At 60.4% G+C, this 11,072-nt stretch carries 9 protein-coding genes; all 9 read left to right on the plus strand.

Annotated features, from left to right (window positions below; translation table 11 throughout):
* Nucleotides 1-101 precede the first annotated feature (101 nt).
* Complete coding sequence (gene smc / locus H7687_RS20810; RefSeq protein WP_183351009.1) at nt 102-3,635, plus strand: chromosome segregation protein SMC; 3,534 nt, start codon at nt 102-104, stop codon at nt 3,633-3,635.
* Between the two features lie 140 nt (nt 3,636-3,775).
* Nucleotides 3,776-4,135 (plus strand): roadblock/LC7 domain-containing protein, encoded by a 360-nt coding sequence (locus H7687_RS20815; RefSeq protein ID WP_183351011.1) that lies wholly within the window; start codon nt 3,776-3,778, stop codon nt 4,133-4,135.
* A complete protein-coding gene (ftsY, locus tag H7687_RS20820) occupies nt 4,135-5,367 on the plus strand; it encodes a signal recognition particle-docking protein FtsY (protein WP_183351013.1) in 1,233 nt (410 codons plus the stop codon). Before H7687_RS20815 ends, ftsY begins: the two co-directional genes overlap by 1 nt.
* A 55-nt stretch (nt 5,368-5,422) precedes the next feature.
* Nucleotides 5,423-5,599, plus strand: coding sequence for a cell division protein ZapB (locus H7687_RS20825; protein ID WP_183351015.1), 177 nt, complete (start codon nt 5,423-5,425; stop codon nt 5,597-5,599).
* A 4-nt stretch (nt 5,600-5,603) separates the two neighbouring features.
* Nucleotides 5,604-5,885 carry a cell division protein ZapA gene (locus tag H7687_RS20830; protein ID WP_183351017.1) on the plus strand — a complete coding sequence of 94 codons (282 nt, stop codon included), beginning with the start codon at nt 5,604-5,606 and terminating at the stop codon, nt 5,883-5,885.
* A 317-nt stretch (nt 5,886-6,202) separates the two neighbouring features.
* The gene (locus H7687_RS20835; RefSeq protein ID WP_183351019.1) at nt 6,203-6,784 is read left to right on the plus strand and encodes a 5-formyltetrahydrofolate cyclo-ligase; all 582 of its coding nucleotides are present in this window, start codon (nt 6,203-6,205) and stop codon (nt 6,782-6,784) included.
* Between the two features lie 8 nt (nt 6,785-6,792).
* Nucleotides 6,793-8,382, plus strand: a complete 1,590-nt coding sequence (gene rny / locus H7687_RS20840) for a ribonuclease Y (protein ID WP_371877592.1) — start codon at nt 6,793-6,795, stop codon at nt 8,380-8,382.
* A complete protein-coding gene (locus H7687_RS20845; RefSeq protein ID WP_183351023.1) occupies nt 8,372-9,160 on the plus strand; it encodes a TIGR00282 family metallophosphoesterase in 789 nt (262 codons plus the stop codon). Before rny ends, H7687_RS20845 begins: the two co-directional genes overlap by 11 nt.
* Before the next feature lie 103 nt (nt 9,161-9,263).
* The gene (tyrS, locus tag H7687_RS20850; protein ID WP_183351026.1) at nt 9,264-10,475 is read left to right on the plus strand and encodes a tyrosine--tRNA ligase; all 1,212 of its coding nucleotides are present in this window, start codon (nt 9,264-9,266) and stop codon (nt 10,473-10,475) included.
* The last annotated feature ends 597 nt before the right edge of the window (nt 10,476-11,072 follow it).

Genomic DNA, 11,072 nt, shown 5'->3' on the forward strand with positions numbered 1-11,072 from the left:
TCCACTCCGTTGTCCACTCCGTTGTCCGAGCCCCAGCGTCCCCGTCCCACCCGCCTTTCCCCTTTACATTAAAACCCCCTCTCTGATAAGATGCGCTGCTCATGAAAATCAAAAGACTCGAAATCCACGGATTCAAATCCTTTCAAGATAAGGCCGTTCTGGACTTCAACCAGCCCATCACCGGCGTGGTTGGTCCCAACGGTTGCGGCAAGTCCAACGTGGTCGACGCGATCCGCTGGGTCATGGGGGAGCAGTCCGCCAAAAACCTGCGCGGCAAGTCGATGGAAGACATCATCTTCAACGGCACCGAGTTCCGCAAACCTTTGGGCATGGCTGAAGTTTCCCTCTTCTTCTCCACCGAGGACGGCCGCGTCCCCGCGAAATACCTCAACTTCTCCGAGATCCAGGTCACCCGCCGCCTCTACCGTGACGGCGAGAGCGATTACCTTCTGAACAAGACCCCCTGCCGTCTGCTCGACATCGCCGAGCTGTTCATGGATACCGGCATCGGCGCCAAGGCCTACTCGATCATCGAGCAGGGCAAGATCGGCATGATCCTGCACGCCAAGCCCGAGGAGCGCCGCTTCCTGATCGAGGAGGCCGCCGGGGTCACCAAGTTCAAGGCGCGCAAGGTCGTCGCCATGAAGAAGATGGAGGCGACCCGCCAGAACCTCCTGCGCATCGGCGACATCATCTCCGAGATCAAACGGCAGATGAACGGCCTGCAGCGCCAGGCCAAGAAGGCGGAGCGCTTCCGCGAAGTCAGGCAGGAGCTCAAGGAGATCGAACTCCTCTTCGCCGCCAAGGGATACGCGGGGGTAGAGAAAGAGCGCAACGGCCTGGAACGCGAGATCACGGAGCTCGAGTCGAAGCTCGTGGACGTGACCGCGAAGCTCAACGATGCCGAACTCTCCGTCGAGGAGAAGCGGCTTGCCCTGTTGGAGACCGAGCGCCAGCTCACCGCCGCCCAGGAAGAGATCTTCCGCTGGAAGAGCGAACTGCAGGGGGGAGAAAACCGCCTCGAATTCCAGCGCAAGGAACTGGTCAACCTGGAGCGCCACGGCGCCCGTTTCGAGGAGGAACTCCAGGGACTGCGCGACCAGTTGGCGAACTCTGAGAAAGAGATCGGGACCCTGCAGGCACAGCGCGTCTCGCTGCAAGAAGACCTGGCCCGCGAGAGCGAATCGCTCGAATACCGCGAGTCGCTCCTGGAGGAAATGGCTGCCGGCGAGGCAGGCGTAACCCGCGAACTGGACGAGACCAGGCGCGCCATGTTCGCCGCCCTATCCGAGGGGGCGCAGGCCGCCAACCAGCACGCCGCCGCGCAGAAACGGCTGGCCGGCCTCGCCGATCGGCTGCAGGCCAGCCAGAGAGAGCGTGTCCTCTTGGGTGAGCGGCTTTTCGAGGCCAACGCCAAGGTGGATGCCCTCAAGCAGGAGCGCGAGCAGTTAGCCCGGGACAAGGCGCTGGCGGACGAAGAGTTGACCATGGCAGGGAGCCGTGAAGCCGAGCTGAAGCAGGCGCAGGAGGCCGGCGACAAGCTGCTGCAGCAGCGCCGCGACCAGCTGTCGGCCGCCGCATCCCGCCTGAAGTCGCTCCAGGAGTTGGAGGCGCAGTTCGCCGGGTACGGCCAGGGCGTGCGCAACCTGCTCCTCGCCGAGCCTTTCAAAAACGCCTCCCTCACCATGATCGCGGATGCACTCGAGGTGGAGGAGGAATTCGAGGTGGCCCTGGAGGCCGTCCTCGGTGACCGCTTGCAGTACCTGCTCTGCGAATCTTCCGCCACCGCGCTGGACGCCGTTGCCCATCTCAAGGGGAGCGCCGGCGGCCGCTGCAGCTTCGTGACCGCGCCCCCCTGGCGCCAGCAGGCCAAGGAGATCCCGCCGGGGGCAGCTCCGCTTTGGGAGCGGGTCACCGTGCCCAAACAGCACGCCCATCTGGTCGAGCCGCTTCTTGCCGGCGCCTACTTGGCCCGCGACCTCAATCACGCGCTTGACCTTGCCGCGTCCTTCCCAGCCTCCACCTTCGTCACCCTGGAAGGCGATCTGGCTCATGGTGGCGGTATCGTCAATGGTGGTTCGGCCGAGCCCGCCCAGCAGGGGATCATCCACAAAAAGCGGGAGATCAAGTCGCTGGGAGCCGAGGTCGAGCGTCTCGAAGCCGAGGTGCAGGAACTGGCCGATAAGCGCGAGAAGAGGAGAGGGGACATCGCCGAGGCAGAGGCGCACCGCGTGGAGCTGCGCCAGACCCTGCATCGCCTCGACATCCGGATCGTGAACGCGGACAAGGACCTGCAGACTGCGCTGTCCGAGTGTCGCCGTATCGAGGAGAATGGTGCCGTCCGCGAGGCCGAGGAAGAGCAGTTGGCCGAGGAACAGGCCCTGGTCTCCGGCGAGTTGGCCCAGGCCGATGTAAAAAGGGCCCAGGCCGAGGAGCGCAAGGCGGCCCTGGAAAAGACCGTTGAAGCACTGCAAGGGCGCCTGGAGGGATCCCGCTTCGAAATGGAAGAGGCGCGCGAGATGGTCACCTCAATGAAGGTGCGTGTCGCTGCGCTCAGGGAGAAAGGGGAGTCCACCGAGCGTGCGCTGCGCCGCGTCGAAGGGCTCTGCACCGACCTCGCCAACCGCATCGCCTCCCGCACCAGGGAGCTCGAAGGTTCCGGCGACGAGCGTACCCGGCTCTTGGCCGCCATTGCGGAAGGGGAAGAGGCGCTGCGCGCAGTGGTCAAGCAGCAGCTGGCCAGCGAGCAGGCCCTCTTGCAGGTGAAGGATCGGTACGAGACCGAAGCCGCCAAGGTGCAGGAGGAAGAGGCGCTGCTGAAAGGCATGCGTGCTGATGCCGTCACCGTGAGGGAACAGCTGAACGCCAAAAGTCTCCGTCTCACCGAGGTGAGCATGCGGCTTGCCCACCTGGAGGAAACCCTCAAGGAAAAGCACCGCATGGAGATCGCCGACGCGCTGCTCAACTACTCCAAGGTGGAGTGGGACGAGGTTGAAAGTACCAAGCGCCAGGCCGAGCTGCAGAAGACCATCAACGAGATGGGCGAAGTGAACCTGATGGCGATCGAGGAGTTCAAGGAGATGGAGGAGCGTTTCTCCTTCCTCTCCAGCCAAAAGGACGATCTCGAGGAGTCGATGAACGCCCTGCAGAAGGCGATTCAGCGCATCAACCGCACCACGAGGAAGCGCTTCCTGGAGACCTTCCAGATGGTGAACGAGAAGTTCCAGCAGATCTTCCCGCGCCTGTTCTGCGGCGGTCACGCCGAACTGCGCCTGACCGACGAAGAGGATCTCCTCAACACCGGTCTGGAGATCGTGGTGCAGCCCCCGGGCAAGAAGCTGCAGAATGTGTCGCTGCTGTCCGGTGGCGAGAAGGCGCTCACCGCCGTTGCGCTCATCTTCTCCATCTTCCTGATCAAGCCTTCGCCGTTCTGTCTTCTTGACGAGGTCGACGCGCCGCTCGACGACGCCAACATCGGCCGGTTCAACGACATGGTGCGTGAGATGAGCGCCAACTCCCAGTTCATCATCATCACGCACAACCGCGCCACCATGGCCGTTGCCGACACCCTGTACGGCGTCACCATGGAAGAGCCCGGCGTTTCCAAGCTGGTGTCGGTGCGCCTGAACCGTTAGGAGAATTTCTCCCCTCGCCCTCCGGGAGAGGGGCGGGGGTGAGGGCTTTGCCGTCACTTGCAATGCTGAACTGGGATGAGTGTGCCGGGTTGAGCTGCCGCCACCCCCATGCCGTTATATTTTCACCGTAGGAGCTTGACGTGCCGTTCAAGAGACTGTTGACTACACTGGTTGAATCCGTGCCCGGTGGCAATGGTGCCATTCTGGCTGACTGGGAAGGGGAAGCCGTCGAGCAGTTTTCCCATGGCGACCCCTTCGAGATGAAGGTCACGGCCGCTCACTGGGGCATCCTGCTCACCCAGCTCAAGGGGCTGCACGAGAAGTTTGCTACCGGCTCCGTGCAGGAAACCGTCATCAGTACTGACGAGCAATACGTCATTGTGGGCGCCATCGGCGAGGACTATGCCTTGGTAATGACCATGGACCGCAATGCACTGCCGCTGCTGGCCCTGAAGAAATTCCGGGACACCGCGCAGCTTTTGCATAAGGAGATTTATTGATGGCCGAGGAAAACAAAGGATTTTTCAAAGGTCTTTTCAAAAAGCTCGGTATCGGTGGCGCCGAGGAGCCTGCCGAGACCGCCGGCGAGCAATCTGTCGAAGAACAGGAGCAGCAGGAGCGGCGGGAGGAAAAGCAGCAGGAGGCAGCAGCGCCTCTGCAGCCGCCCGTTTCCGCGCCTCCCGCACAGGCGCAGTCTGCACAGCCTGTCGTCACCCCCGCCTCTGTCCCCGAACCTTCCGCCCCCGCACCGCGTCAAGTCTGGACCGAGCCCGCCGCGCCGGCGCCGGCCCCGGTATCCGAACCCGTCGAGCAGGCCAAGCCCAGCTTCTTCGATCGCCTCAAGCGCAGCCTGAGCAAGACCCACGAGACCATCATCGGCCGGGTGGACACCCTGTTGCTGGGCAAAAAGCAGATCGATACCGATACTCTCGAGGAGCTTGAGGAGATCCTGATCACCGCCGACCTAGGCGTCAAGACCACGGTCGACCTGATCCGCACCCTCGAACAGCGCCTCAAGCGCGATGAACTTCAGGATGGCGCCGCCCTGAAGAGGGCTTTGAAGGAAGAGATCCAGCTGCGCCTCCTGGAGCACCATGCACCGCTGGTGGTCACCGACAAGAAGCCCTTCGTCATCATGGTGATCGGGGTCAACGGCGTCGGCAAAACCACCACCATTGGCAAGCTGGCCGCCCGCTACGCAGGGGAAGGGAAGAAGGTGCTGCTGGCCGCAGCCGACACCTTCCGGGCCGCCGCCGCTGAACAGTTGGAGACCTGGGCCAAGCGCGTGGGCGCTGACATCGTGCGGCACAAGGAAGGGGCCGACCCCTCCGCCGTCGTCTTCGACGCCTGCAAGGCCGCCATCGCGCGCGGGACCGATGTCCTCATCATCGATACCGCAGGCCGGATGCATACCAAGGTCAACCTCATGGAGGAGATGAAGAAGATCCGCCGGGTGCTGACCCGTGAAATTCCGGACGGTCCGCATGAAACCCTGCTGGTGCTGGACGCGGCCACCGGGCAAAACGCGCTCTCCCAGGCGAAGCTGTTCAAGGAGGCCGCCGACGTTACCGGCGTGGTGCTGACCAAGCTCGATGGCAGCGCCAAAGGTGGCATCGTCGTTGCGGTTTGTCATGAATACGCTCTGCCTGTCAGATTCATTGGCGTGGGGGAGTCCGTAGAGGACCTACGGGCCTTCGATCCGGTCCAGTTTGTAGACGCGCTTTTCCAATGATAGCCTTGACTTTTGGGTACTTATCGCATATGATTTTGCCGCAAAAGGTGCAATAATGAGTGATGAGCTGTTTAATGAACTAGAAGGGCGGCTAAATTCTCTAATTAATGTCGTTGGCGAGTTGAAACTCGAGAACGATCGGCTGAAAAATGAGAATTCGCGGCTTCATGAAGAACGGGTCGGTTTCAAGGCCCGCATAGATGCGATACTGAAAAAGTTGGAAGGGGTCTGACCGCTTGATCGCCACGCACAGCATCAGGGTCCTGGGGCGAGAGCTCCAGGTGAAGAGTGTTGCGACACCTGAGCACGTGGCGCAAGTCGAGGCTCTGGTCAACGAAAAGCTGGCGGAGGCGGAAGCCAAGGTCAGTGGTGGCGATACCCAACTGGTAGTAATCCTGGCGTTGATGAATTTGGCAGAAGCCTGCCTGGACGCCCGGAAGCAAATGGCAGAAGAGCAACGCACCTGCAGCGAGCGGGTAGCGGGGCTGATTGAACGGCTGGACCGGCAACAGTTTTAGAGTTTCAGGTCTCTTGCGGGAGATTAAACATATAGCTGATTGGTTGTACGGTTGCAAAGCTTTGCCAGAACCTGCGTGGAGAAGTGGTTTCTCCGCGTTTGCTGATAGTAGCCTAAAGACGTTAAGCAGCATGTCCAGGGGTTAATGGCTGCATTTACATAAAGTTCAAATTTGGCGCTTCATTTGAACGCGGCCCACTCTATCAAAACCTGTCAACGCAACACCCGTCACCCCCATCAGCACTCCCCACCAGAGCACCTGTCTCGAAGGGCGGCCCTTGCCGTCCACCTTCTGAACCAACACGGAATTAAAGCGTTATGCCCAAGCGTGCCCATAGAGCCGCGACCCTTGCCCGACGCCGCGAACTGTCCAAGCCGCAGGTGGCCTCGCTGAGCTTGGCCCTGCAACAGCGATTCCTGGATCTGCCCGAATATCAGGCCGCCAGGGCGCTGGTGCTCTATGCGCCGATCCACCACGAAGTCGATACGGAAGTGGTTGCTGCCGCAGCCCTGGCCTCGGGCAAGCGGCTGCTGTACCCGGCGGTTGTGGGCAATGATTTGAAGTTCTGCCAGGTGGCGGCTCTCACCGAGCTCGCCCCCGGCAGGTACGGCATCCCGGAGCCTGAAGGCGAGGGATGCGATCCGGCGGAAGCGGACCTCATCGTGGTGCCCGGGGTGGCCTTCGACCTGTGCGGGCGCCGCATAGGTTACGGCAAGGGGTACTATGACCGCTCTTTGCACCGTCTGGAAGGAAGCGGGAAGCTGGTGGCGTTTTGCTACGACTTCCAACTGCTTCAGGAGATAGCCGGCGAGCCGCACGACGTGACGATGGACTTGATCGTCACCGAGAGTCGGGTGGTTCGCGTTAATAAACATATATGTGAGGGGGAGCAACCGTGAAAGTCGACATAACTATTGCCATTTTGCTAGTGCTTGTCGCGGCCGCCATCGGGTACGTGATAGGCAACGTCCTGCGCAAGAAACTCTCGGATTCGCTGGTGACCAATGCGGAGACGCTGGCCGCCAAGATGATCGAGGATGCCAAGCGCCAGGCTGAGGTCGTGGCCATGGAGGCCGCCGTCCAGGCCAAGGACGTGGTTTACCAGGCAAAGGAAGAGCTGGAAAGGCAATTTGAACAAGAGAGCCGCGAGAAGCGTCGCGACCTGCAGGCCCTGGAGAAGAGGCTGCAGCAGAAAGAAGAAAACCTCGACAAGAAGACCAACCTGTTCGACCAGCGTGATGCCGACTTCCTGAAGAGGGAGCAGGGGCTGGCGCAGCGCGAGCAGTCTCTGTCCAACAAGGAGCAGGGGCTCACCCAGAAGGAAGAGAAGCTGGACGCTCTGGTGGGTGAGCAGAAGGCGAAGCTGGAGCAGATCGCCGGCATGACCGCCGCCGAGGCCAAGAAGTTCCTGATGGACTCCATGGAAGACGAGGCGAAACTCGACGTCGCCAAGCTGATCAAGGCGATGGAGGAGGAGGCCAGGGAAACCGCCGACAAGAAGGCCAAGGAAGTCTTGGCCCTGGCAATGCAGCGTTATGCGGGCGAGTACGTCGCCGAGCGCAGCGTCTCCGTCGTGACTCTTCCCTCCGACGAGATGAAGGGGCGCATCATCGGCCGCGAGGGGCGCAACATCAGGGCTCTTGAAGCCGCCACCGGCATCGACCTGATCATCGACGACACTCCGGAAGCGGTCATCCTTTCCGGCTTCAACCCGGTCAGGAGGGAAGTGGCCAAGCTGTCGCTGCAGAAACTCATCGCCGACGGCAGGATCCATCCCGGCCGCATCGAGGAAGTCGTTGCGAAATCGCAGGAAGAGATCGAGCAGGCCATGAAGGAAGCCGGCGAGCAGGCCGCCTTCGACCTGGGCGTGCACGGCATTCACCCGGAGATCCTGAAGCTCATCGGGCGTCTGAAGTACCGCACCTCCTACAGCCAAAACGTTTACCAGCACTCGCTGGAAGTCGCATTCCTCTGCGGCATCATGGCTGCAGAACTCGGCATCAATGTGAAGCAGGCGAAAAGGGCGGGTCTGCTGCATGACCTCGGCAAGGCCGTCGACCACGAGATCGAGGGCTCCCATGCGGTCATCGGCGCGGACATCGCCAAGAAGTACGGCGAGTCGCCCAAGATCGTCCACGCCATCATGGCGCACCATGAGGACGAAAAGCCGGCCACCGTTCTCGCCGTTCTGGTCCAGGCGGCCGACGCTCTTTCCGGCGCCCGCCCCGGTGCACGGCGCGAGATGATGGAAACCTACGTGAAGCGTCTGGACGATCTGGAGAGGATTGCCACTTCGTTCGACGGTGTCGTGACCTCCTTCGCCATCCAGGCCGGCCGCGAGATCCGCGTCATGGTATCCAGCGACCAGGTGACCGATGACCGCGCGCTGGTCCTCGCCAAGGACATCGCCAAGAAGATCGAGACCGAGATGACCTACCCGGGCCAGATCAAGGTCAACGTGATCAGGGAAACCAGGGCAACCGAATATGCCCGTTAAGCTTCTCTTTATCGGGGACGTGATCGGCAAGCCCGGTCGCGAGGCGCTCTCCCGTGAGCTGCACCGCATCGTTGACCGGCACATGGTCGATCTCGTGATAGCCAACGGCGAGAACGCCGCCGGCGGCTTTGGGCTGACCGAGGAGACCGCGCGAGACCTGTTCAAGTGCGGCGTCCAGATGATCACCTCCGGCAACCACATCTGGGACAAGAAGGACGCGCTGGAGTACATCAAGCGCGAGGACCGCATCGTGCGCCCGGCCAACTATCCCGAGGGAACTCCCGGCAAGGGGACGACCATCGTCAAGACCCCCGGCGGGGTGAAGGTCGGCATCCTGAACCTGGAAGGCCGGGTTTTCATGAACAACCTGGACTGTCCTTTCCGTTGTGCCGACAAAGAGATCGCAAAGCTCAAGGAAGAGACACCCATCATCTTTGTCGACTTCCATGCCGAGGCCACCAGCGAGAAGGTCTCGCTGGGCTGGTACTTGGACGGAAGGGTTTCGGCGGTCATCGGCACCCACACCCATGTGCAGACCGCCGACGAGCGCATCCTGACTGCCGGCACCGCCTACATGACCGATGCCGGGATGACCGGATCTTTCGACTCCGTCATCGGTGTCAAGAAGGAAGAGGCTATCCTGAAGTTTGTCACCCAGCGGCCGTCCAAGTTCGAGGTGGCGAAGAAGGACATCCGCATCAACGCGGTGGTTATCGAGGTTGATGAGAAGAGTGGACTCGCGCTGAACATCGAGCGAATCAACATCGCCTGCGGCTAGGTCGCAGGTGCCTCTCCGAGCACGTGATCAACGTGTCCCCTCGCCCTCTGGGAGAGGGACAGGGTGAGGGCTGTTTTTTGAAATACAATCTGGAGGGAAAGTGATGACCGTTGCAGAGCAGATGGAAATTATCAAGAGGGGCGCCGTAGAGATCCTGGTGGAGAAAGAGCTGGTAGAGAAGCTCGAGAAATCCGCCAAGACCGGCGTGCCTCTCAAGATCAAGGCCGGTTTTGACCCGACCGCGCCGGACCTGCATCTGGGGCACACCGTGCTGCTGCACAAGATGCGTCAATTCCAGAAACTCGGCCACGAGGTGCACTTTCTGATCGGTGACTTCACCGGTATGATCGGTGACCCCACCGGCAAGTCCGAGACCCGCAAGGTTCTGACCCGCGAAGATGTCCTGAAAAACGCTGAGACTTACAAGGAGCAGGTGTTCAAGATCCTTGATCCCAAGCTCACCAAGGTCGTGTTCAACTCCGAGTGGCTGGGGAAGCTCACCGCATCCGACATGATCGGGCTTGCTTCCAAGTACACCGTCGCCCGTATGCTCGAGCGCGAAGACTTCAGCAACCGCTTCTCCAACCAGATGCCGATCAGCATTCACGAGTTCATGTACCCGCTGGTGCAGGGATACGACTCCGTGGCGCTCAAGGCCGACGTCGAGCTTGGCGGTACCGACCAGAAGTTCAACCTGCTGGTCGGGCGTGAGCTGCAGAGGGAGTGGGGGCAGGCTCCTCAGTGCGTCATCACCATGCCGCTTCTCGAAGGTTTGGACGGCGTGAACAAGATGAGCAAGTCCCTGGGCAACTACATCGGCATCAACGAACCCGCCGACGAGATCTACGGCAAGGTTATGTCCATCTCCGATGAGTTGATGGTTCGTTACTATGAACTGCTGAGCGATCTGACCATGGCCCAGTTCGAGCAGCTGAAGGCCGACCTGAAGAGTGGGGCGGTGCATCCGATGGAAGCCAAGAAGCAGTTGGCCCGCGAGATGGTTGCCCGTTATCACGGGGCGGACGCCGCGACTGTGGCAGATGAGAACTTCGTCAAGCGCTTCAAGAACAACGAGACCCCGGATGAGATGCCCGAGTTTGCGCTGAAAGCTGAAGGGGAGAAGGTTCTGCTGTGCAGGGTTCTGGCTGAGGCGCAGCTAGTGAAGTCCAACAGCGAAGGGCGTCGTTCCATCCAGGGGGGCGGTGTCAAAATCAACGGCGAGAAGATCTCCGATGAGAACCTGGAGATAGCGTGCAGTGGTGAGTACATCATACAGGTAGGCAAGCGCCGCTTTGCCAAAGTATCATTTGCCTAAAGTTTCAAAAGCCGACACCGATAAAGAGGGGGCGATGCGCAAGCATCGCCCTTTTTCGTTTGTGTCAGTTTCGCGGTCCACTATTGTCCACCGTGTCCACTGGGTCCACCAGTGTCCACCAAAAAGGCCAAACCTTTAGCGTTTGCTGCTGCTTCGGCCACTGTTAACAAAAACAAACAACAAACCCGTTGACGCAGTCGAAGCCATTTGCTATAACCACCCTCCGCTGACGAACAAGACACTTTGTCCGGCGGCGGCCAACGAAAAAAGCATTGACAGCCGAAACGGCCTTTGCTATAAGGTTGAGCTTCGCAGCAACGACGTTCTTTGCAACCGAATATTGAGCCGGCAGGAAGAAGGGCCACAGAAGCACCTCGCGGTGTTCTGACAGTCCTTCGGGCGCGATCTCCGGATCGAGTCACTGCAAAATGCCTCGAAAAATTTTTGAAAGAAAATCTTGACAGGCGGCAACGGTTCAGGTAGGGTGCTGAGTCTGTCGCAACACGGCGGCTTGGTCTTTGAAAACTAAATAGTAGACGAAACAGCATTTGCGAGTTTCAAAATGTAACAAGTCAGTTGTTTCAAACTAGAATCGGA

It is taken from the genome of Geomonas paludis, assembly GCF_014193585.1.
Lineage (GTDB): Bacteria > Desulfobacterota > Desulfuromonadia > Geobacterales > Geobacteraceae > Geomonas > Geomonas paludis.